At 48.2% G+C, this 22,611-nt stretch carries 17 protein-coding genes; 8 read left to right on the top strand and 9 right to left on the bottom strand.

The features are described 5' to 3' along the window. Nucleotides 1-99: 99 nt before the first annotated feature. The 4 genes from BST96_RS20135 to BST96_RS20120 all read left to right on the top strand — a co-directional run bounded on the left by BST96_RS20135 (nt 100) and on the right by BST96_RS20120 (nt 7,238). On the top strand, nt 100-1,224 hold the full coding sequence (locus BST96_RS20135) for an efflux RND transporter periplasmic adaptor subunit (protein ID WP_085760411.1): 1,125 nt from the start codon (nt 100-102) through the stop codon (nt 1,222-1,224). Between the two features lie 2 nt (nt 1,225-1,226). Further along, nucleotides 1,227-4,334, top strand: coding sequence for an efflux RND transporter permease subunit (locus BST96_RS20130; RefSeq protein ID WP_085760410.1), 3,108 nt, complete (start codon nt 1,227-1,229; stop codon nt 4,332-4,334). A 150-nt stretch (nt 4,335-4,484) separates the two neighbouring features. Next, entirely contained in the window at nt 4,485-5,783 is a 1,299-nt protein-coding gene (locus BST96_RS20125; RefSeq protein ID WP_169714055.1) for a malonyl-CoA decarboxylase, read from the top strand. Between the two features lie 18 nt (nt 5,784-5,801). Continuing rightward, nucleotides 5,802-7,238 (top strand): sodium:solute symporter family protein, encoded by a 1,437-nt coding sequence (locus tag BST96_RS20120; RefSeq protein WP_085760409.1) that lies wholly within the window; start codon nt 5,802-5,804, stop codon nt 7,236-7,238. On the opposite strand, the gene BST96_RS20115 is transcribed toward BST96_RS20120, so the two are convergent. Genes BST96_RS20115 through BST96_RS20105 form a run of 3 tightly spaced genes read right to left on the bottom strand, consistent with a single transcriptional unit; the run spans nt 7,239 to nt 9,738 of the window. Next, on the bottom strand, nt 7,239-8,054 hold the full coding sequence (locus tag BST96_RS20115) for a PDZ domain-containing protein (protein WP_157118027.1): 816 nt from the start codon (nt 8,052-8,054) through the stop codon (nt 7,239-7,241). Nucleotides 8,055-8,059: 5 nt separating this feature from the next. After that, nucleotides 8,060-8,260, bottom strand: a complete 201-nt coding sequence (locus BST96_RS20110; RefSeq protein WP_085760407.1) for a hypothetical protein — start codon at nt 8,258-8,260, stop codon at nt 8,060-8,062. 23 nt (nt 8,261-8,283) lie between these two features. Beyond that, entirely contained in the window at nt 8,284-9,738 is a 1,455-nt protein-coding gene (locus tag BST96_RS20105) for an aldehyde dehydrogenase family protein (protein ID WP_085760406.1), read from the bottom strand. Nucleotides 9,739-10,051: 313 nt separating this feature from the next. Between BST96_RS20105 and mnmH the strand changes: the two genes are divergently transcribed. The 3 genes from mnmH (at nt 10,052) to BST96_RS20090 (ending at nt 12,220) form a co-directional block, all read left to right on the top strand. Further along, complete coding sequence (gene mnmH / locus BST96_RS20100; RefSeq protein ID WP_085760405.1) at nt 10,052-11,158, top strand: tRNA 2-selenouridine(34) synthase MnmH; 1,107 nt, start codon at nt 10,052-10,054, stop codon at nt 11,156-11,158. 115 nt (nt 11,159-11,273) lie between these two features. Continuing rightward, nucleotides 11,274-11,576: a hypothetical protein gene (locus tag BST96_RS20095; RefSeq protein WP_206045371.1), complete on the top strand. Its 303-nt coding sequence runs from the start codon at nt 11,274-11,276 to the stop codon at nt 11,574-11,576. Nucleotides 11,577-11,626: 50 nt separating this feature from the next. After that, on the top strand, nt 11,627-12,220 hold the full coding sequence (locus BST96_RS20090; protein ID WP_085760404.1) for a hypothetical protein: 594 nt from the start codon (nt 11,627-11,629) through the stop codon (nt 12,218-12,220). A 70-nt stretch (nt 12,221-12,290) separates the two neighbouring features. Here the strand turns inward: BST96_RS20090 and BST96_RS20085 are convergent, their stop codons facing one another. Both BST96_RS20085 and BST96_RS20080 read right to left on the bottom strand, forming a co-directional pair. After that, nucleotides 12,291-15,437, bottom strand: coding sequence for an efflux RND transporter permease subunit (locus BST96_RS20085; protein ID WP_085760403.1), 3,147 nt, complete (start codon nt 15,435-15,437; stop codon nt 12,291-12,293). Then, nucleotides 15,434-16,753, bottom strand: a complete 1,320-nt coding sequence (locus BST96_RS20080) for an efflux RND transporter periplasmic adaptor subunit (protein WP_157118026.1) — start codon at nt 16,751-16,753, stop codon at nt 15,434-15,436. The genes BST96_RS20085 and BST96_RS20080 overlap by 4 nt, the downstream gene beginning before the upstream one ends. A gap of 394 nt (nt 16,754-17,147) precedes the next feature. Between BST96_RS20080 and BST96_RS20075 the strand changes: the two genes are divergently transcribed. Further along, a complete protein-coding gene (locus BST96_RS20075) occupies nt 17,148-18,146 on the top strand; it encodes a GlxA family transcriptional regulator (protein ID WP_085760401.1) in 999 nt (332 codons plus the stop codon). Here BST96_RS20075 and BST96_RS20070 read toward each other — a convergent pair whose 3' ends face one another. The 4 genes from BST96_RS20070 to BST96_RS20055 all read right to left on the bottom strand — a co-directional run bounded on the left by BST96_RS20070 (nt 18,147) and on the right by BST96_RS20055 (nt 22,610). Continuing rightward, nucleotides 18,147-18,608 (bottom strand): MarR family winged helix-turn-helix transcriptional regulator, encoded by a 462-nt coding sequence (locus BST96_RS20070; protein WP_085760400.1) that lies wholly within the window; start codon nt 18,606-18,608, stop codon nt 18,147-18,149. A 161-nt stretch (nt 18,609-18,769) separates the two neighbouring features. After that, nucleotides 18,770-20,131 (bottom strand): glutathione-disulfide reductase, encoded by a 1,362-nt coding sequence (gene gorA, locus BST96_RS20065; protein WP_157118025.1) that lies wholly within the window; start codon nt 20,129-20,131, stop codon nt 18,770-18,772. 282 nt (nt 20,132-20,413) lie between these two features. Then, nucleotides 20,414-21,934: a PhnE/PtxC family ABC transporter permease gene (locus BST96_RS20060; protein WP_085760398.1), complete on the bottom strand. Its 1,521-nt coding sequence runs from the start codon at nt 21,932-21,934 to the stop codon at nt 20,414-20,416. Continuing rightward, a complete protein-coding gene (locus tag BST96_RS20055) occupies nt 21,927-22,610 on the bottom strand; it encodes a phosphonate ABC transporter ATP-binding protein (protein WP_085760397.1) in 684 nt (227 codons plus the stop codon). Before BST96_RS20055 ends, BST96_RS20060 begins: the two co-directional genes overlap by 8 nt. Nucleotide 22,611: the final 1 nt, after the last annotated feature.

Genomic DNA, 22,611 nt, shown 5'->3' with positions numbered 1-22,611 from the left:
ATAACATTCGGGTATGCTTGCGGCTAAATGGCTGACTGTGCCGCCAGCAAGACCCTGCTAAACAGACCCTGCTAAACAACGATAACAATGGAGAGTTGAATGAAGTTCCGCAAATGGTTGCCGGTTATTGTCGGTTGCGTCCTGATCACCGTTATTCTGGCCTCCTATAAAGTCCATCAAATCCGCAAAGCGATCGAGTTTGGCAAGTCCTTTGGGGAACCCTCCGAAGTCGTTGAGCTGGCCACGACCGAATCGTCTGAATGGCAGCAAACGATTACTGCTACCGCTGATGTGGTGGCTGTGCAGGCGGTGGATTTGACCAATGAGCTGGGTGGCCGGGTCGAAACCATTGATTTTAAAGCTGGTGACCAGATTAAACAGGGGCAATTACTGCTTAAGCTCGATACCACCGAAGAAGAAGCGCAATTAGCCGCTGCTGAAGCCGATGCCCAGCTGGCCGCTCTGGCACTGGAAAGAAACCAGAAACTGGCCAAAACCGGTGTTGCCTCGGAAGAGGCCAGGGATCAGGCACTGGCCCAACGCAATGCCGCAGTGGCTTCAGAAGATCGCCTTAAAGCGATTATCAGCAAAAAAACCATTCGCGCGCCCTTTGATGCTTCCGCCGGGATCTTTGAGCTGGAAGTGGGGCAGTATTTGCAACCTAATACCATGATCAGCCGCTTGGTAGGCGATACCAGCAAGGTCTGGCTGGATTTTTATTTACCGCAGCGGCAGTCATCCTTAGCACTGGGTGATGAGATATCGGTGATGCTGCGCGGTGAAGGTATCAAAGCAACAGTGATTGCCAAAGACTCCTGGGTTAACCCCCGTTCTGGTAATTTACGTTACCGCGCCGAAGTTGATAATACTGCGGGCAAATTATACCCCGGCACTGTAGTGACTATCTCTGCACCGGTGGGTGAGCCGCAAACAGTTTCCAGAGTACCGATGAATGCGGTTCGCTATGATGCCTTTGGCCCTAATCTCTATGTGCTGGTGCCCGCCGAAGAAGGTGCGGCTGAGGCGGAACGCGCGGCTAAACGCCGGGTCACTCTGGGGCCTGAGCAAGATGGCTATGTGGTTATTTTGAGTGGCCTGGAACCCAGTGATCGTGTTGCGGGCAATGGCGCTTTTAAATTACGTGATGGCATTTTGGTTAAAGCGGTTGATATGGCTGCCGAGGATAAGACGGCTGACACTTCAGAACCCACGACGGGGCAATAATCATGAGCGAGACAAAGGCAGAGACCAAAACCGAGAATAGACCCTCCTGGGTTGATATTTTTGTTGAAAGGCCGGTGCTTTCTATTGTGATTTCACTGGCGCTGGTATTAATCGGTGTGCGGGCAGCGATGGATTTGCCGATACAGGAATTCCCCAGAATTGAAAGCGCCTCGCTGGTAATCAATACGCCTTATGTAGGCGCATCGGCGGAAGTGGTACAGGGTTTTATTACCGAACCGATTGAACGTATTGCGGCGACTATCCCCGGTGTTGATTATGTGGATGCCACCTCCACCGCAGGGATGAGCACGGTAACGGTATGGCTAGAGCTAAACCAGAAAAGTACCGATGCTCTGGCTGAATTATCCTCCCGCCTAAGCCAGATTCGTTTTGAACTACCCCAAGGTGCTGAAGACCCTGCGGTTTCAGTGCGCCGAGCCGATCGACCTATTGCCGGTTTCTATTTGGATATCCCCCTTAAAGCCGGTATGACCCGCGCTGAAACCAGTGACTACCTGACCCGCCGGGTAAACCCTATTCTTACCGCCATCCCCGGTGTGCAAAATGTCACACTGGAAGCGGGGCGCATGCCCGCGATGCGCATATGGATGGACCCTGACCGTCTGGCGATGTTCCAACTTAGCCCCCGGGATGTAGAAGAAGCTCTGCAAAGAAATAATATTATTGCCACCATCGGTCGCAGTGAAAATACCAACCAGCGTATCGACTTAATGGTCAATACCTCACTGCAAACCGTGGAAGACTTCGAGCAAATGGTAATTCGCGAAGTTGAAGGTGCTGTTATCCGCGTGCGCGATGTAGCGCGGGTAGAGTTGGGTGAAGAAGAGGGCAGCGTTAATGCCATGCTCGACCTTCAGGATGCGGTATATATCGGTATCTGGCCTTTACCGGGTTCCAATGAAATTGATATCGGTGATCGACTCTATGTGGCTCTGGATGAAATTAATGCCACTTTGCCTGACGGCATGAAAATAGGTATTGGCTACGATGTTACGACTTATATGCGCAATGCCCTGCGGGAAATTATTATTACCCTGATCGAAACCGTAATCTTAGTGGGCATTGTGGTAGTCGCTTTTATGGGCTCCCTAAGAACGGCGCTGGTGCCTTTGGTAGCAATACCTATTTCTCTATTAGGTGCCGTTGCCGCTATGTCACTGATGGGGTTCTCGTTAAACCTGTTAACCATATTGGCGGTGGTACTGTCAGTGGGTTTGGTTGTCGATGATGCCATTGTGGTGGTGGAAAATGTCTCCCGTTTTATGCGACAGGGCATGACTCGCACTCAGGCAGCTCTGGCCAGTTCAAGGCAACTACTGTCACCTATTATTGGTATGACAATTACTCTGGCGGCGGTGTATGCCCCCATTGGCTTATTGTCAGGGCTAACCGGTGTATTATTTAAAGAGTTTGCCTTTACCCTGGCGGTGGCGGTATTAATTTCTGGTGTTGTAGCGATAACGTTGTCGCCAATAATGAGTGCCTATGTCTGTCCCGAGGGTGGCCATGAAGGGCGCTTTACCCAGTGGGTCAATAACTGGTTTATCCGCATTCAGGAAAGCTATGGCCGCATGCTGGATAAAACGCTGGGCTCCGGTCCACAGGTGTTTGCGGTGGGGATGTATTTTACCGTGCTGATTATTCCACTGTTTTTATTGTCGCAACAGGAGTTGGCGCCGACGGAAGATGAAAGTTCTATCAGTGTTGTGACTTCAGCACCACCGGATGCTTCGCTGGAATATACCAGCAAGTATATGCTGGATGTTATTTCTACCATGCACTCGCTACCTCATACCTATGCCATGTGGGAGATAGTGCAACCCGGTGGTGCTTTTGGGGGGATGGAGTTTGTTGATTACTCCGAGCGGGATAAATCCGTGCATGAGATATTTCCCGAAGCTTTTCAAAAGTTAAAACAAGTGACCGGGGTAAAAGCCTTTCCAACCTTGGGTTCGGCATTGCCTACCGCGGGTAACTTCCCGGTTGAGCTGGTGATTATGTCCCCCGATAGCGCCGAAGATATGTTGCCCTATGCAGAAAAAATTGTAGCGGCGGCCTATAAAACCGGCATGTTTATGTTTGCCAGTACCAACCTGAATATTGATTTGCCCCAGGGCCGTTTTCAATTAGACCGTGAACGCGTCGCCAATGCCGGTATGTCTTTGCAGGATGTGACCAAGCAAATGGGTTTATTGTTATCGGGTAACTATGTCAATCGCTTTGATCTGGAAGGCAAAGCCTACCGCGTTGTACCTATGGTAGAAAAGGGCGGCCGCCCCGATCCACAGGCATTGCTGGATATGAAAATACGCACCCCGGATGGCGACTTAATTCCACTAGCCAATCTGGCAACCCTTGAAACCAAATCGGCCCCTCGCTATCTGGCCAAGTTTCAGCAGAAAAATGCTTTCCGTGTTTATGGTGGTGTTTTGCCTAATGCCACCAAGGAACAGGCTTTATCCGCTTTAGAAGAAGCGGCAAAAGAAATCCTGCCAGCGGGCTACACCATCGACTATGCCGGTGAATCCAGACAGATCCGCCAGGAAGGCAATACTCTGATTGGCGTATTGGGTGTTGCACTAGCCTTTGTATTTATGGTGCTAGCGGTACAGTTTAATAGCTTCCGCGACCCCTTGGTGGTGCTGTTAGGCTCGGTGCCGTTGGCCTTTTCCGGCGCCATGCTATTTACCTTTGTTGGCTGGACCACGATTAATATTTATTCGCAGGTAGGTTTTATTACGCTGGCGGGCTTGATTGCCAAAAATGCCATTTTGATTGTGGAGTTTGCCAATCAGTTGCAGATTCAGGGCAAGGATAAATTGGCGGCGATTAAAGAGGCCTCGATTATTCGTTTGCGTCCGGTATTAATGACTACCGGTGCAACGGTATTGGGTCACTTTCCGTTGGTATTGGTATCCGGTCCCGGTGCAGAAGCGCGTAATAGTATTGGTATTGTGTTAGTGGCGGGTATGTTGGTGGGTACTATCTTTACCCTGTTTATTTTACCGAATGTGTATATGTGGTTGGCGTCTGAGCATAAGCAGCCAGAAGCCAGCGATAGTGTGGGTGATACAGTGACCGCAAGCTAACGCCTCTGCTTCGTCATTCCTGCTTTCGCGGGAATGACGAAGCAAGATAAACCCCTGAAATTCCCTCAAAAAACAGATTTTCCCCTACTGGCCACACCCGCAAAACCCGACTACTATCTATTCCCAATAACCTGGAAATAAGAGAAACCGATGCGTCTAAATCAATTGATTGGCTCTATTGCCGAAGCGGGCAGAGAGCTGCTAAACCGTACCCGACCTGAAGCCCGTTCTGTAGAGCAGTTGTGCGAAGACCTTAGCTCTAGTAAAGGTGAAGCCATGGGTACTGCCATTGCTCAGGAGGTTGTGGCCGCCTATGACAAAATGGATAAAGAGCAAAAAATCGATTTCTTTGGTTTGCTCTATAACAAATACAGTTCAGACCGTGAAACCATTCTGAAATCCGCGGAAGCTTATAAAACCACTAATGACCTTGAAACGTTTAAAGCGCTTAGTGTCGCTGTCGATGGTCCGCGTAAAAATCTGTTCCGTAGTTTTAATATGGCCCCTAATGGCACTTCCACATTGGTCAGAATGCGCGAGGACTTGTTTGAGCTTTTGCCAGAGCATAAAGAGCTGGAAGCCGTTGATGTTGATTTTCTCTATTTATTAAAGTCCTGGTTTAACCGCGGTTTTTTAACCCTTGAAACGATTAACTGGCAAACCCCGGCCCATATTCTGGAAAAGCTGATTGCCTATGAAGCTGTGCATGAAATGCAGGGCTGGGATGATTTAAGGCGCAGGCTGGCGGATGATCGTCGTTGCTTTGCCTTTTTTCACCCGGCTTTACCGGATGATCCGCTAATTTTTGTGCAGGTTGCTTTAGTCGATGGTATTGCTGGCAATGTGCAGGATCTTTTAGCCGAGCCCCGTGCTGATGATGACCGCAGTAATTTTGATACCGCCATTTTTTACTCGATCAGTAATTGTCAGGAGGGTTTGCGGGGTATTTCCTTTGGTAACTTCCTGATTAAGCAGGTGGTGATGGAGTTGCGTAAAGAGTTTCCGCAATTAAAACGCTTTGCCACCTTATCACCAATTCCCGGTTTTAGGCGCTGGCTCAATAAAGAGGTGGCCAATGCGGAATCAGCGCTATTAACCGCTTCTGAAAAAGAACAGCTAAGCCAATTAAATAGTGACCAATGGCATACCTTTGAGTCCTATGTCGATATGGTGGAGCCTTTGTTAATGCGCCTGTGTGCTCATTATCTTTACCATGCTAAACGTGGCAAATACCCACTGGACCCTGTGGAGCGCTTTCACTTGGGCAACGGTGCCAGAATAGAGCGCCTTAACTGGATGGCGGATACCTCAGCCAATGGTTTGGCCCAGTCTGCCGGTATGTTGGTTAACTATGGTTATGAACTCAGCAAAGTGGAAGAAAGTCATGAGGCTTATGTGAATGATCATGCTATTGTTACCTCGAAAGATTTTTTAAAACTGATTGATTAATAATAAGAAAGCTCGGTTATGCCTATTGCCCCTTATTGGTGGTTTATCGCCCTTTATTCTCTGTCGCTATTATTGATTGGCTGGTATGCATCCCGCTCGTCGGTTGAGTCTTCGCTAAAAGATTATTATCTGGCCGGTGCCAGTCTTGGGCCAGTAGCTTTATTTTTTACGCTTTATGCGACCAACTATAGCGGTGGCTCATTATTTGGTATTCCGGGTAAAGCTTATCGCACGGGCTTGGAAGTGGCTCCGATGATTGTGGGGCTAACCGGGGTAGGGATTGTATTGCTGGCCTATGCGCCAAAACTTTATCGTATTGCCAAAGCGCACGATTTTTTAACCCTCGGCGATTTTGTTCGTTGGCGTTATCACTACCGCCCCTTATTTTGGTTGGTCAATGCCCTGGCCGTATTTTCATTAACGGCCTATATCCTGAGTAATTTATTGGCGGTAGGTCTGTTATTAGAGACCGCCAGTGATGGTGTGCTGAGTTTTTCTACCAGTATTATTTCTGTCGCTATTATTATGGCGATTTACGAAAGTATGGGTGGTATGCGTTCCGTAGTCTGGTCTGACATTATTCAGGGCGCTTTATTATTAGTCGGCGCCTTATGCGCCTGTGTGCTGGCTTTTATCTTTGAGCCTAAGGCGGTGCCTGCTCTGGTGGATGCCTTGGCAGCACAGCAAGATAAGTTTGATGCCGGTGAGTTTCCCGTGGTGACGTTTATTAGCTTATCCATTGTGACGATGTTTGCCGCCTGTGTTTACCCGCAAAAAATTCAACGCATCTATGCGGCTAAAAATCTGCAAACCACCTTAACCGCTTATAAGGTGATGTTATTTATGCCGCTGATTACACTGTTGCCCTTAACGATGGTAGCGATGGCAGCCCCCGCTTGGGTGCCGGGCTTGGAGGGTAGGGACAGTGAGCGAGTGATGTTGTATGTGATCGCCCAACTTGATCAGCATATTGTTGGCGCCCGGTTTTTATTAACGCTGTATTTGGCTGCCGGTGTGGCGGCGATTATGTCGACTATTGATTCGGCTTTATTAACGCTGGGTTCGATGATTACCCACGATGGTATTCGTCCTAACTACCCTGAGCTATCGCAACAAAAATTGCAAAAGTTTGGCAAGCTATTAAGTTGGGGCTTGATGATCCCCATGGTAATCGCGGCGATTAATTTACCCAGTTCGGTTTGGTCGCTATTGGTCTTTATGCTGGAAATCATGCTGCAATTAACCCCTGCGGTATTGCTGGGGGTTTGGTTGCCAGCTTTGCGTGGCCCAGCGATGTTTGCGGGTATGCTAGCCGGTTTGTTGGTCACGTTGGGCTTAAAATTTGTTGAGGGTGGCTCTATGCCGCTGGGGGTTCACTCTGGGTTATGGGGTGTAGGCTTGAATCTATTGTTGGTGTTTTTATTTAGCGCTATGCCGCAAAAAACAGCGCGTTAATTAGTCGGGGTTTTTAACAATCGGTTTAAAGCGTGTACCTAACGGCCCTCTGGGTACATAAACTGTCAGTACTTCTTCTCCCCGCTGAATTTCAACCAGAGTCATTTCACCCACATCCCCTCCGGCGGTACTCTGGTAGAGGTTGGCGGGTTCGTAGATACGTTCTCCGCCATAGCTAATAATCAAATCCCCTTTTTGGATGCCGGTGCTATTAGCTGCTGACCCGGTTAAGATGTCGGTCACTTCTACCCGGTTTCTTTTGCCCGAAGCAAATAGCATACGGTCGTAGTTTTGTTCGCCTAACTGTTGCCGTAAATTGCTATCAATAGTTTTTAGCTCTCTATAGAGGCTTCTACGGAGTTTGGCGTCGCGGGCCGCTTTGTTGCGTAGCTCGAGCTTTTCCAATTCGGCCTGGTTATGCAGGGTTTTGATCGTTTCAATGTCAGCCGGGTCTACATTAAGTGCCAGCAAACGACTTTCATCAAACCAGGTTTCCGCTGCTCGATTCTTGCGGTTGGTTGGGCGAGGGGGGGTAGGGCTTGAGGCATCCGCTAATAAATCTTCTAATAATTGCAGTTCATAATCGAGGGCGGCGGTATTTTCTTGTTCAAAATGCAATTGCTGCTGTAGCTTTGCAATCGTTTGTTGTAGCTGGGTGATATCGGTGTTTTCTACGTTGTCAGCCAGAGGGGGGGCGGTGTTAGTGCTGGCCGCGGGGGTGGCAGGCTGTGGAGGCTCAGTCAATGTTAGCACTAGACCGGCTGAGATTAAGCCGCCTAATAGGGTATAGATAATCCGTTGTGTGACGATACCCATAGCCATTACTTTGCCATACAACTCAGTTTATCTGTCAGGCAGCTGGCTTTGCAGGTTGCTTCATTAAAGCCGCTATTAAAATGCCGCAGTTCACACCAGCTATGGCAGAGATTGCTATTAAAATTGCAGCCGCCCCACAGGGGGGCGGTAAATACGATAACGACAAAAACAGCTAGCGCGCTGGCCGCGTATTTAATCGTTTTCATCAATAACAGTCTCTGTTTGACCCTTAAAAGGGGAGTGGTGTTTCACCCAGTTCAATACTAATCCATTTTAACTCGGTAAAGTGTTCAACACTGTATTTACCGCCACTGCGGCCGAAGCCGGAAGCGCCAATACCGCCTACAGGGCTTAGTGAATCACTTTGGAAAGAGTGGGTACCCAAATGCACGGCACCGGCGCGAATCTGTCTGGCGGCGGTTAGGGCACGGGTCATATCGTTGGTGAGTACACCAGCACTTAAACCGTATTCGCTATCGTTGGCCAGGGCAACCGCTTCGTCCAGATCTTCCACACCCACTACGCTAACCACTGGGCCAAAGGTTTCTTCAACCCAAACACCGCGATCACGGGGTGGCTCTAACACGACAGTAGGGCGGTAAATTAAGCCGCGCTCAACATCACCACCGCAGAGCACTTGTGCGCCATTGTCTCGTGCGCCTTCAACATGACTGATTACTTTATTCAGTGCGCCTTCGTTGATAACGGGACCATAAGCGGTAGTAGGGTCTTCAGGCTCACCAAAGGTGAGTGAGTTAGCTTTTTCTACTAGTGCTTTAACAAACTCATCCAGTACGGATTTTTCTACAATAATCCGGGTACTGGCCATACAGATTTGGCCGGCATGGAAGAATGCACCGGTGGCGGCAATGGCTGCAGCTTTAACCGGGTCGACATCCCCTAAAACTAATAGCGGGTTTTTACCGCCAAGCTCCATTTGCATGCGGCGCATTTTGGCTGCACCGACAGCAGCAATACGGCTGCCGACTTCGGTAGAGCCGGTAAAGGCAATACCGTCGATATTGCCGTGGTTAATCAGCGTGTCACCCACGCTGCGGCCGGGGCCGGGTACCACGTTAAAGCAGCCATCAGGTAAACCTGCTTCTTTAAAAATTTTGGCAAATTCAATAGCAATTAGCGGCGTTTCCGAAGCGGGTTTGGCAACCACGGTATTGCCAGCGGCCAGTGCGTAAATAGTCATCTTGGCTAGTAGGGCAAAGGAGGCATTAAAAGGTGAAATAGTTGCGACCACACCAATCGGCTCGCGAATAACCATCGACATACGGTGCGGTTTATCGTTGGGGAAGGTCTCACCATAAAGGCGGCTGGCTTCACCGGCGGCGGTGCGTAAACGGGCAGCAACATTATTCACTTCAAACAGGGCTTTTTGTTGCGTGGAGCCACTTTCCTGGATAACGATGTTACTTAAATGCTCCGCACTGGCTGCTACCAGGTCAGCAGCTTTTAGCAAAACAGTTTCGCGGATAACCGGTGCACACTCGGCCCAGCCTGGGTAAGCGGCGCGGGCAGCCACGACGGCATTATCGACATCGGTTTCATTGCCTTCTGCAATGGTAGCGATGCTGTCGCGGGTCCAGGCAGAGAGCACCTCAAATTGCTTGCCGTTATCACTGGGGCGCTCTTCGCCATTAATAAATAAGCCGTAGGATGGAGTGCTTGTCATTATTGTCTTCCTAAGATGTTTGCAGGGGTATTTTTAGTGGCACAGATTCAATCATGTTTTAGCATTGGATGCCATTATTTACGCAGGGATTAATACGCTGGACCAGCACCTGCGGCTTAGCTTTTACAGTAATCGACTAGCAGCCGGTTAAGTTGAAGCCTGTGCGGTTACTGAGCCAGCCACTATCAAAGTGCTTGGTGTGGCGATGGTGAGTGAAACAACGGGTGCATAGCGTATCAGTCGTTTATTATGGTTAACTTTTTCCAGTAGAGCGGGGATAATAACGTCCCCGATAATAACAGTATATGGCGCTATGGCTGGTTTAACTGCAGATCCTGCAACTTTTCGTGATTTATTGCTTGCCAATACCCCTTTTCTCGATGTGCGGGCTGAGGTGGAGTTTGCGGCTGGTACTCTGCCAACGTCATGTAATGTGCCTATTCTTAATAATGAGGAACGCCATCAGGTTGGCACTTGTTATAAACAGCAAGGGCAAGCTGAGGCGATTGAACTTGGCCATCAGCTGGTCAGTGGAGAGACTAAGCAGCAGCGTATTGAGCGCTGGTGCCAGTTTGTCAGGGATAATAACAACGCGCATTTGTATTGCTGGCGTGGCGGTATGCGCTCCAATCTTACCCAGCAATGGATGGCAGAGGCTGGTGTAGATATCCCTTTAATCCCCGGTGGCTATAAAGCCCTGCGTCGTGTTCTGCTGGATGAAATTGAGGCCGCCTCTGTTGCGCCAATGATCATTATCGGTGGTAAAACTGGCACGGCTAAAACGCCTCTGGTCAGCGAGCTGTCGACCGGTATTGATCTTGAAGGTTTTGCCCATCACCGTGGTTCCAGTTTTGGTCGCCGAGTTGAAGAGCCGCCTTGCCAGTCGGACTTTGAAAACCGTCTGGGAATCGACCTGTTAAAAAAACGCGAGGCTGAAAAAAATGCACCGCTGTTTTTTGAAGATGAAAGTCGCATGATAGGGCCAATAACTTTGCCCCATAATTTATGGCTGGCTATGTGCGAAGCGCCTATTGCGGTGGTTGAAATGTCACTGGAGTTTCGTATTCAGCGCATCTTGCAGGAGTATGTGGTTGAAATGGAGCAGGAGCATTTGGCGGTAGATGCCGGGCAGGGTTATGAAAACTACCGCCAGCATCTATTAGCCAGCTTGTACCGCATTCGCAAGCGCCTGGGCTCGCAGCGTTATCAAACATTAGAAAAAGTTATGAATGCCGCGCTGGACCGGCAGCAAAGTAGTGGCGATGTTTCAGCCCACGAAGCATGGATTAAAACTCTGTTGGTTGATTATTATGACCCGATGTATGAATACCAATTGCAAAACAAACAACCTCGTATTCAATTTAGTGGCGATTATCAGCAGGTAATAGAGTGGGCTAGTGCAGCTCTTTGCAGTGGCTAAGCTATTGATTTTAAAATTAATCCTGCACTAATATTGGCGCTGGCATAGGATGGCCAGATCAAAGGATGAAAAAAAACTTGTCGAGTACGACAATTTGCGTACAATGGAGGTATGTATGGGCTTCAAGGAAAGAAAAAAGCAGGTGCTGCACTGCTTGCAACATGGATATGTTTTACATCAGCAGCGTTCCCATATCGATATTAAAAATCTACTGGCAGTAGGTGATGTCTCCTTAGCTGAGGTGGCAGCCATTATTGGCAGGGCGGGGGTGAAACCTACAGTACCAGCCCTCACCATCTGGATAAGCGTGTTGATGTTCATATTCTGGCAACAAGGTATAAGGGCCAAAACTGGTATATCAAATGGTATTTTCTGGAACCTGATAGCGTTTTTATCAGTGTTCATCATTAGGGATTAGGGAAATGTTGTTGGGAAATGTTGTTAGGAAGATATTATTAGGGAGGTGTTATGAAAATTTTTAAAATTGGCGATTCAAAACAGGCCATGTGTGAAACCTGCGGCTCGCTGCAGCGGGCAACTTTTGCATTACGTGATGTGCCACTTAGTGATGGTAGTGGCGTGGTAAAAAGTGTACTGGTGGGCGTATGCGATCAATGCGATAACGTGAGCCTGCTACCTCATCAATCAACCCCTGTGGTGCAAAAGCAATTGCTCTCCCAGCGCAAGCCGGTAGAGAGCAGGTTGCCCGCCCATATGATTGATATTCTCAATCTGGCGGCTTTAGCTGTAGGTGGTTCAACAGATTTTATCCAGAGCTTGATGAAATATTATATTTTTACGCTGGTATCAGATCAGAATGCTGCCAAAACACTTTCGCGTTTTTTAAGCAGTGATCTTGCCAAAGGCAGGGCAGAAAAGCGCCTTTCGCTTAAAGGCCGTCGGCTCTATGATGATGTTGATACCCTAAAAGCCATTACTGATATCGACAATACTACCGACCTTATTAAAGGTGTTATTTTAAAAATCCATGACGACTTGTTAGTTAAGAAAAAGCCCAAACCCTTAGAGCAACTAAAAAATATAGCTGCAGCCATGGCCTGAGGCGAGGTGTTTATGGGGGAGTAACAGTACCGCTACTGAGAAGTAGCGGTACTGATCGAGCACTGGCTGGCTAGCTGCTGGTAGCAAGTGGGTCGGTGGTTTTTTCAACGTTGGAGCCTTTTAAGTCTTCCAACACAATATACATACACGGTAGCAGTAACAGCGTAATGACCGTGGCAAACACAATACCAAAAGCCAGTGAGACCGCCATGGGTACAACCTGTTGAGCCTGCACGCTGGTTTCTAATAAGACCGGCAGCAAACCAAAAAAGGTGGTTAGAGAGGTGAGAAAAATAGCTCGAAAACGTTTACAGCCCGCATCCACTACAGCCTGATAAACTGGCGTGCCTTTAGCGACAGAGCGATTAATAAAATCCACCATAATTAAACTGTCATTGACCACCACCCCTGATAAGGCAATCACTCCAAAGAACGACATCATGCTAAAGGCATAACCGGTAATCAGATGTCCTACAATGGCGCCGATAATACCAAAGGGGATAGCCCCCATAATAATCAGTGGTTGCATATAGGATTTGGTTGGAATGGCCAGCAGGGCATAGATACCAAATAACGCCAGAGTAAACCCTATCAATAAGCTGCGACCGGTTTTTGCTTCCTCGTCACTCATGCCGGAGCGGCGATATACCAAGTCGGGATAACGCTCAGCCAGACCCGGTAAAAACTCAGACAAAAGTTCATTGGTCACCCGGGATGGTTCTATAATTTGCTTATTAGCTTCAGCATCAACCGATACTGCCCGCTGGAAGTTAATATGGTTGGTTTTATTCAGGCCCGGTTTAACTTCCAGTTTGGCCACCGAATCAAAGGGCACTGCATCGCCACCTGGGGTGCGAATAAACATACTGTCCAGGCTGCTGGTTGTATGTCGGTCTTCCATGGGGTAACGCACCATCACTTTGATTTCATCGATGCCCCGCTGGATACGCTGTGCCTCGGCACCATAAAAAGCATGGCGAACCTGAGAGCCTAAATCAAAACGGGTTAAGCCTAAAGCTTCAGCTTCTGGAAGAATATCCAAATGGAATTCATCCGAGGTAGCACTGGCGCCGTTTTGTACATCGTAAACGCCTTCATAGGTTTTTAACTGAGCTTCAAGTTCTGCGGCGGCAGCTTTTAATACATCAAAGTCTTCATGAATCAAGTCGAAAGAAATAGCAGGACCAACTTTAGGACCATCCGGGGCGGTAAAGGATAAAACCTCTGCGCCACTGATATCACCCACATTTTCTCGCCAGCGACGCATGACTTCATCGCTATTAATATCCCGGATATCAGACTTGGTTAGTTCGCCCATTAAAATACCGTTGATGCGTTCAAAACCATAGCTAAACGTATGTTGAATCACTTTGCTATCAGTACCGGTTTCCTGTTGGTAGTCCCGTTCAACCTGTCGCAGGCCCTCATCAATGCGGATCATGGCATCCAGTGTTTGCTGCTGAGAGGTGCCGTCGGCCATTTTTAATTCCGCCTGAATCATATCCGCCGGTACTTCCGGAAATACCACATAGCGCACGATACCACCGGTCATTAAACCAAAGGTCATAATCAACAAACTTAAAAACGCGGCGAGTGTTGTATAGCGGTTGGCAATACAGCGTTTAACAAAGGGGCGATAACGGGCTTCGATAAATTGTCGCAGTTTACTATTGGTGGCTGCTGGCAGCACACCGACGGCTTTTAGCCAGCGGTTTGTTACCGGTTTGCTGTGAGCAAGGTGTGCTGGCAATATCCATTTGGATTCGACCAGTGAAAAAATCAGGCAAAGGATAACTACCCAGCCTACCGCTGCTGGTAAAGCGCCCATAACACCGGAAGTGAGTAGTGTAGGTAAAAAGGCCATAATGGTGGTGAGCACACCAAAGGTGGCTGGCGTGGCAACGTTATGAGTGCCGTCGATTACTGAGCGAATACTCAGGCCACTTCTCTCTTGTTCGCTGTAAACACTCTCACCGATAATAATGGCGTCGTCCACCACAATACCCAGCACCAGAATAAAACCGAACAGGCTTAATACGTTTAGTGAACCGCCGATAATGGGTAAATTAAATACCGCGATGGCGCCAAAGAAACAAACCGGAATACCGATCATTACCCAGAAGGCTAATTTGATTTCTAAAAACAAGGCGAGAACAATAAAAACTAGTAACGCACCAAAGGCCAGGTTTTTATACATCATGCCCAGGCGTTCTTCGAGGTAATAGGTAACATCCATCCAGTGGGCGAGTTCTACGCCTTCAGGCAATTTGGCATTTTTTTGCTCGACATATTTTAGCGCTCGTTTGGCGGTTTCCAGTTCATCCTGATCACCAATGGCCATAACGGCCAAGCCGACTGAAGGGCGGCCATCGAATAAAGCAAAACCTATTTCGTCGACAAAGCCGTCATTAACATTGGCAATATCACCCAGTGTCAGGCGGGTGCCATCGGGAAAGGTTTTTAAGACGATAGCTTCAAAATCATATTGCCGATAAGCCTGGCCTGTCGTGCGCAACATAATATCGCCATTGTCCGTACGCACTGAGCCGCCGGGTAAGTTTAGCGATGAGGCATTGATAATATCGGCGACTTCTCCCAGGGTTAAATGGTATTCACGCAGTTGGTGTTCGGACATTTCAATACCGATTTCATAATTTCTTACCCCCTGGATTTCTACCATGGAGACTTCGGTATAAGCCATTAGTTCGCGCTTAACTTCCTCGGCAAGATTTTTCATGCCTCGTTCGTCGAGGTCGCCATATATTTGTAACATCAGCGCTACATCGCGCATGGCCCAGCGATTGATGGTGGGTTTTTCAGCTTCTTGAGGAAAATGTTGAATACCATCGATACGGTTTTTTATCGTATCCATTAAATTATCCAGATCAAAACCATCCGCAGGTTCAATCCAAATATTGGCTATCGATTCACGGGCTTCGGCAGTCAGCCGCTTGATACCTTCCAGATCTTTCAGGGCTTCTTCAACTTTTAGAACAACACCTAGCTCAACTTCCTCGGGTGCTGCACCGGGGTAGGCAATAACAATGCTGATAATCGGCACTTCGATTTCAGGAAACATAGCCCGTTGAATCACACTGCCTGAACCAATGCCCACGACAATAATAACAATCATTAACAGGTTGGCGGCTACCGGGTTTTTGGTAAACCAGGCAATGATACCCGTGCGGTCCGCTGCATTATCGGCGGCTTTATTCATAGTGATGCACCTGTACTTAGCAGCTCTTGCGGTTCAGCTTTTTCTGCCATAACTGGTGATTCTGCCGCTGGCGCATCTTGATCAAATAAGCGGTTGCTAGGTGTTTTACTACTTATCGTCACCTTTGAACCGGCGATAGTGGCGCCGGTCGGTGTCAGGCAAACCAGGTCGCCATTTTGCAGGCCGCCGGTGATATACATTTTATCGCCCTGTGTACGCAAGGTGCTGACTTTACGGTTGCGCAGCGTTTGCTGTTGGTCAATCACCCAAACCAGATTGCCAGTACGTAATACATTGCGGGGCAGGGTAACTACATTTTCAATTAAGCGGCCATTGATTACGGCAGAAACAAAGGTGCCAATGCGTAATGGTGTTTGAGGCTCCGCTTGCTTAGCCGCTGCAATAGCGGCGGCAGTGTTTAGAGGTTGGGCCTTGAGTAAGTAGGGGTCGTTAATTCGAGCCACCACAAATAATACTCTGGAGCGTTCATCATAAACCCCTTCAGTGCGGTGTAAGTTTGCCGACCAGTGCTGCAGCTCACCGGCAACATTGGTATAAAGATCAACCTCCGTGCTATTGGCTTCGTCGTAATCACTGATGGTGGGTAGTTCCAAATAAGGTAGCTTGCTTTGCGGAATGGCTAAGCGGATTTCAGCAAAATCTACCGCCATTAAAGTTGCCAATGGTGTGCCGGGCGTTAGATACAGGCCCAGATCACTTTGCTTTTCTCTAATCAGGCTGTCGTAGGGAGCGCGGATAACCGTGCGCTCCAGATCGTGTTCGGCTTTACGCAGGTCAGCCTGTGAGGATAGTAGTTGAGCTTCAGCCTGCTTAAGTTGGGGTTTACGCAGATAAAGATCTCTTGCGGTGCTAGTGCGATGTTTTTTGGGAAACTTTTTAAATTCTTGTTCGGCAACATCTGCTCGGCCCTGTTCCTGGGCTAAGGCGCTCTCCGCTGAAGCAACTGCTGCCTGGGCGCGATTTAATTTTGCCTGATGTTCAACATCATCTATACGCAGCAGCACATCACCTTTGGCAACATAGCCACCAGCATAGAAGGTAGGGGAGACCTCAATCACTTTACCCGCCACTTCCGCAACAATGGCGGTTTCCCGGTGGGGGCTAACCGTACCCTGAGCCTGAATGGGAATGCGCAAGTCCTGCTTGACCACCGCGGCCACGTCAACGGTCAGGGTGCGGGCGGTATTTTCTACCTTGGCATTATCAGGGCGGTTGGCGGTCAGGGTAAAAGTCACCAGCATGGCAATAGATACCAATATAATGGGGGTTAGCCATTGACGTATTGTTGAGCTCACTATTATGTACTTCCTTTACTGCTATTGAAGGGAGGCGTTGCTATTGTTTACAGTGTATACATTCATTCTACACGACCTTTGCTGATAAAACAGGAGGGATTGAACTATTTCTATCAATGCGTGGATTATTACGCATCAAATCCTCTTTTCGATGATGACTTGCCCAAGTATTTCTACCCTCCGTTGCCCGTCAACGCTTATTGAATGCGGATGTTGCTACTGTTTACCATCCTCCTTTGGGTTCTTGATTGTCCAAAATAACACTTATACTGTTATATAGGTCATTCTTGATGATTTGTCGTATATAGCTCTTTTTATGTTTTTTTGGCCAAATCCAGCCTTTAAGGCTACAGTTATAGCTATCTGGTGAAAGCCATGTATCAAGGTGGGTTAGATGACTAAACAGATCAGTGTATTTGCATTGCCGCAAAGTTCGGGTGCAGCCGTTATGGGTGTGATTGATATCTTTAAGGTGGCCAACTTAATTGCCGAGCGAATTAATGGGGCGGCAGAGCCCTTGTTTGATTGCCGGGTGCTATCCGCTGACGGTGAGCCGGTATGCTGCTCCAATGGTTATTCGATCTCAGTAGCCGGCAGCGTGGAGGATATTGACCCGCAAGATATCTTATTTCTCGCCGCCTTTAATGTCAGCACCCATGGAGAGTTGGATGCTGTGATGGCCGATGTGCAGCCTTATATCCCCTGGTTTAGGGAAAACGGACCCAGGCAATCGACCATTGCCACCAGTTGTAGCGGTAGCTTTGTATTGGCTGAAGCCGGTTTGTTAAACGGCGTTGCGGCCACGACTTCCTGGTGGTTGTCCGACTATTTTGCCCAGCGTTATCCGCAGGTGGCGTTAGATGCTGACGCTATTTGCACCGTGGCGGGCAATAGAGTCTGCGGTGCAGGTACCACTGCTTATCAGGATGTTTGTCTATCCATTCTTGAGCGCTATGCGGGTAAACATTTTGCCCGCCTGACCGCCAAATATATGATGATAGATAACCAGCGTCGCTCACAGGCACCCTATAGAATACTGTCTTTAATCGATAGTGATGATGAGGTGGTCAAGCAAGCTGAGGGATGGATTCGGGCGAATTTATCCCGCGACTTTAAAATCAATGAGGTCGCGCACAACTTAGCGGTAAGCCCCCGTACTTTAATTCGTCGCTTTCAATATGCTTTGGGCGAAACCCCGCAAGCCTTTACCCAAAAATTGCGCATAGAAAAATGCAAAGTCTTATTGGAAACGACGCAGTTAGGGTTTGGGGAAATAGTTCAGCGTTGCGGATATAACGACGAAAGTGCTTTTCGCCGTTTGTTTAAGCGTTACTGCCAATTATCTCCCAGAGACTATCGGCGCCGTTTTAATACTGCAACGGCGCTGGAATAGTTAATTGGCGTTGGCTTTACTTAATAGCGAGTTAAGTTGATGCACTTCCGTTTCTGGTAGCCGGCGGTCCATTAAACTTTGGGTCCAGTCAGCGTGAGCGTCAGCCATTTCTCTATACAGTTGTTTGCCTTTTGGGCTCATACTGATTTCAGTCATGCGACGATCTTTTAAATTGCTGCGCCTCTCCAGTAGGTCTTCAGCGACCATGCGTTCCACTAGCTTGGTGATATTGCCGTTAGACGCTAATAATTGGTTTGCTACTTTACCAATAGCTTGCCAATCAGATTCACCTTTATCGAGTTGTGACAATAAATCAAAGCGAGTAAAGCTTTGATTAAAGTATTTTCTAAAACGGTGGCTGATTTCTTGTTCGAAGTTTTTGGAACAACGTAGAAGTTGTTGAGTAAACTCCAGATAAATTTCCTTTTGTTGAGAAAATTCCAGGTTTTTTTCTATGTCCATGCTTACAGTCCCTATGATTAATTATTCGTTATTAAATGCCATCTACTTACATGTAAGCAATTTGTAAAACTCCATCTCGACAAATGCGTAGCAGGCATAAAACGAACAATACCTCATAGTTGCCAGTAAAAAAACCTATTTTATGCCCCCTAACATAATTATTAAGTTCTGGAAGTTCTCATGGTTACAAACTCTTCAGCGGCGGTTGGGTGGATACCAATCGTGCTATCAAACGTGGCTTTAGTGGCGCCGGCTTTCATTGCCACAGCCATGCCCTGAATGATTTCTCCTGCGTCTTCGCCCACCATATGAATGCCGACTACCCGGTCAGTTTTTGTTTCAACAATCAATTTCATGTACGTTCGTTCCATTCTTCCGCCAATGGTATGCTTCATTGCACGGAAATTAGAATCGTAAACCGTGATGTCTGAATAGTGTTCGCGGGCTTGTTGTTCCGATAGGCCACAGGTTCCAATATTAGGCTGACAAAAAACCGCGGTGGGAATGGTGTCGTAATCCACAGTTGTTGGTTCATTGTTATAGAGTGTTTTGGCAAAAGCCATACCCTCTGCCAACGCAACCGGTGTCAGTTCCATGCCGCCAGTAATATCCCCCAGAGCATAAATGTTAGGTTCGCTGGTTTGGAAATTATCGCCAATTTTAATGGTGCCATTATCGTTAAGCGCCACATTAACATGGTCAAAACCGAGGTCTTGCAGATGAGGTTTGCGGCCAGTGGCATAGAGAATGGCGTCGGTTTCTATAGTGCTGCCATCTTCTAACAGGGCTTTTAAGCTGCCATCGCTTTGTTTTTCGATAGCGGCAATATTGCTGTTAAAGCGCAGGTCGACCCCGGAGGCGGCAATTTCTTTGGCGGCAAATTCGCGAATATCTTCATCAAAGCCCCGCAGGAATAAGGGGCCGCGATAAAGCTGAGTGGTTTGTGCCCCAAGGCCATTAAAAATACCGGCAAACTCAACGGCAATATAACCGCCGCCCACCACCAGCATCCGCTTGGGGAATTCGGCCAGGTCAAATACTTCATTGGAGCTAATGGCATATTCGCTACCCGGGAATTCGGGAATATAGGGCCAGGTACCGGTGGCAATCATAATGCGTTCGGCGGTGTATTGCTGCTCGTTAACGGCCACAGTATGGTTGTCGACAAAGCGACCACGGCCGTTAATGACCTCTACACCGGCACCGCCTAACATAGTGTCGTAGACACCATTTAAACGGGAAATTTCTTCAATTTTATTATCGCGCAATGTGGGCCAGTCAAAACTGGGGGCGCTTGTGCTCCAGCCAAAACCCTGGGCGTCTTTAAAGGCGTTGCGATATTCGGAGGCATAGACATAGAGCTTTTTGGGAACGCAGCCCACATTGACGCAGGTGCCGCCCATATAGCGGTCTTCAATTACCGCTACTTTGGCACCAAAGGAGGCTGCCATACGGCTGGCTCTAACGCCGCCTGAGCCGGCCCCAATAATTAATAAGTCAAAGTCGTATTGCGTTGTGCTCACAGTATTCTCCAGTGCTGTTTATTTGATAGCTGCCGAAATGATAGGGCCTAAAAGCAGAAATAAGAACTTATAAATGACTATTCGTTCAATAGTTTATTGCTATTAGCTTATAGCGGTGTGTCATTCCCGCGAGACCGTAGGGTGGATTATAATCCACCTGTAACTGCTAACTTATGGCTGGGCTTGGTGGATTGTAATCCACCCTACAATGTTCGTCGTCAGTTAAGTCCTGAAATCTACTACAGGTTTCAAGCGCCGAGGCTATAATAGGCTTGGCCTTATTTAAGGCATTGGTTCCGTCCTCGCGGGAATGACGGTGCTTAGTGGGATTAGCGCTTCCGGGGTGCTGCGTAAGTGTAGGCGGTGGCGTAATTGTCGAGAGCCATGATCCACCAGAATATTTAACAGCGCGCTGACCGCAATAAGAATCACGGCAACATCCAGTCGAAAACTTTCAAAAGCGCTATCAATGTAAAACCCTAATGTATGCACGCCGAGTATGCCAAGAATGGCGCTCTCTCGTAATATCACTTCCCAGCGGTAGCAGAGAAATGCCAGAAACTGTCCGTAGATACGCGGCAATATCTCAAAGCTATAGCGCGCAAAACCTCTGCTGGCATCCAGTCGCAAAGTAATTTGATCGCTGTGGCGGCTAATCAGGTTGGCGATAATTGCGCCGTTATGAATCGCCAGTGCAATAATGGCAGGCAGCATGGAGGGGCCTAACAATAATAATAAGGCGAAGGCGATAACCAGTTCAGGTGTCGAGCGCAGAATAACCAAAGCCAGGTGGCTGCTAACACGCATCGGTAGCGCAAAAAATTGTTTGGAGCTAAAGGGGAATAGGCTAAGGGCGACCAGTGCTGTCAGTATTAAAGCGATTTGGGTGACCAGCAGTGTATTGCCAATACCGGGTAATATTTCATGAGTGGTCAAGTGGCTTAGCCATGGCAGTATTGCCTCGCCGTTTCTAATGGGCAGTGGTGTGATGTCGGTAAAAAAGTGTGTGGCTAAGGAGAGCTGTAAGCTGTGATCGCTCCCGTGCAGTAGCGACCATAATGCCAGGGCAAAATACACCGGCAGTAGTTTGGCCCGCATCCACCAGCGCAACGTGGCAATCATGAGATAGAAAATAAATAATATGCCTGCGGCCTGGCTATACAGCCCCTGCATAAAAGCAGTTTCCAAATGAAAACCCAGAGTGGGTAGGCCAATAAAGCCCAATACCGTACTGGAGCGCAAGCCGCACTCCAGACGGTATAAACTATAACTGCGAAAATGCGGGAATACCTGTGGCCACTGCCCATAAAAAAAACGGCTAATACGATCAGTGTTTTGCAAGGTGACAGCTTTGGACTGATGCTCTTCTAAAATTTCCGCAAACACTTTGGCAAAGATGCCGGTATAGGGCAGGGCGATGGCAAAGTATCCCGCCAGCGGATGAATACCAATCAGCTGAATAAATAGCAGCCCCCAAAATAATTCATGCACTGAGCGAATGGCGGCACATAGAGAACGCAGCCATACTTGGTTAAAAAATAAGCTGACAACAAAGCCAGCGAATGCGGCGGTGCAGACCGCCAAAAAAGCGTAGCTAAAGGTTTGGGCAATGGCAGTAATCAGTTCATCGACAGGCAATAGTGTCGGCTGAAAAAAACCGCCCGCCATTGCTGCGAATTCTTGCCAGGGGTTGCGGTTGCTAATCTCAATATCGGCAAATAACGTACAGAATAGAGCGACGGCCAGTAGCAGCAGAAAGCTGCGAATGCCCATGGGTAGCTGATAGCGCGGTGCGCTAGTCATGATCGTAGAGCGGTGCTAGTTGGGCAGGGCTTAGATTGTCAGGGTGGTCGTTAACCACGATTTTTCCCTGTTGGATACCGATGACTCTATCGGCAAAGGCCAGCGCCTGTTCGGTATTGTGCAGGGCAATAACACAGCTCTGGCTGTAGTGTAATAAGGCGGATATCACATTGTCGGCATTGGCTTTATCCAGGCTTGAAGCCGGTTCATCAGCAAGAATAATATCCGCCTGGCTATAAATAGCCCGAGCAATAGCCACCCGCTGTTGTTGCCCCCCCGATAACTGCTCAACGGTTTTGAAAAGTGTTTCTTCCAGATTAAAGCGCTCTAACAGTTGGCTAATGGCGGCCACTTCTTTAGGGCGTGGCCAGAGTATATTGATCAGGTTATAGGTACGTGAACGCTGGTCCAGTTGCCCCATGTAGATATTGTGAAACACGGATAGTTTATCTACCAGACCTAACTGCTGTGGCACCCAGCCTACGCGATGGTCGGTATGGCTGAGGTGTTGGTAGATCAGTTTAAGCAGTGTTGATTTACCCGCGCCACTTTTACCCAACAAGGCAATCCTTTCGCCCTGATGTAGTTCTAGCGTTACCTCATCCAATACTCGCTGTTGCTGATAAAAGACTTCAGCGTTTTCCAGTCGAATTAAGGGTTGGGCTTGCGGGCTCATG

The organism is Oceanicoccus sagamiensis (genome assembly GCF_002117105.1).
Classification (GTDB): Bacteria; Pseudomonadota; Gammaproteobacteria; order Pseudomonadales; family Dasaniaceae; genus Oceanicoccus; species Oceanicoccus sagamiensis.
This window is presented reverse-complemented; position numbering and strand designations above follow the sequence as displayed.

What these genes read in the sequence shown, in the direction of transcription:
- BST96_RS20135 (WP_085760411.1), top strand. Translation starts at nt 100, where the DNA reads ATGAAGTTCCGCAAATGGTTGCCGGTTATTGTCGGTTGCGTCCTGATC.
- BST96_RS20130 (WP_085760410.1), top strand. Translation starts at nt 1,227, where the DNA reads ATGAGCGAGACAAAGGCAGAGACCAAAACCGAGAATAGACCCTCCTGG.
- BST96_RS20125 (WP_169714055.1), top strand. Translation starts at nt 4,485, where the DNA reads ATGCGTCTAAATCAATTGATTGGCTCTATTGCCGAAGCGGGCAGAGAG.
- BST96_RS20120 (WP_085760409.1), top strand. Translation starts at nt 5,802, where the DNA reads ATGCCTATTGCCCCTTATTGGTGGTTTATCGCCCTTTATTCTCTGTCG.
- BST96_RS20115 (WP_157118027.1), bottom strand. Translation starts at nt 8,054, where the DNA reads ATGGGTATCGTCACACAACGGATTATCTATACCCTATTAGGCGGCTTA.
- BST96_RS20110 (WP_085760407.1), bottom strand. Translation starts at nt 8,260, where the DNA reads ATGAAAACGATTAAATACGCGGCCAGCGCGCTAGCTGTTTTTGTCGTT.
- BST96_RS20105 (WP_085760406.1), bottom strand. Translation starts at nt 9,738, where the DNA reads ATGACAAGCACTCCATCCTACGGCTTATTTATTAATGGCGAAGAGCGC.
- mnmH (WP_085760405.1), top strand. Translation starts at nt 10,052, where the DNA reads ATGGCTGGTTTAACTGCAGATCCTGCAACTTTTCGTGATTTATTGCTT.
- BST96_RS20095 (WP_206045371.1), top strand. Translation starts at nt 11,274, where the DNA reads ATGGGCTTCAAGGAAAGAAAAAAGCAGGTGCTGCACTGCTTGCAACAT.
- BST96_RS20090 (WP_085760404.1), top strand. Translation starts at nt 11,627, where the DNA reads ATGAAAATTTTTAAAATTGGCGATTCAAAACAGGCCATGTGTGAAACC.
- BST96_RS20085 (WP_085760403.1), bottom strand. Translation starts at nt 15,437, where the DNA reads ATGAATAAAGCCGCCGATAATGCAGCGGACCGCACGGGTATCATTGCC.
- BST96_RS20075 (WP_085760401.1), top strand. Translation starts at nt 17,148, where the DNA reads ATGACTAAACAGATCAGTGTATTTGCATTGCCGCAAAGTTCGGGTGCA.
- BST96_RS20070 (WP_085760400.1), bottom strand. Translation starts at nt 18,608, where the DNA reads ATGGACATAGAAAAAAACCTGGAATTTTCTCAACAAAAGGAAATTTAT.
- BST96_RS20060 (WP_085760398.1), bottom strand. Translation starts at nt 21,934, where the DNA reads ATGACTAGCGCACCGCGCTATCAGCTACCCATGGGCATTCGCAGCTTT.
- BST96_RS20055 (WP_085760397.1), bottom strand. Translation starts at nt 22,610, where the DNA reads ATGAGCCCGCAAGCCCAACCCTTAATTCGACTGGAAAACGCTGAAGTC.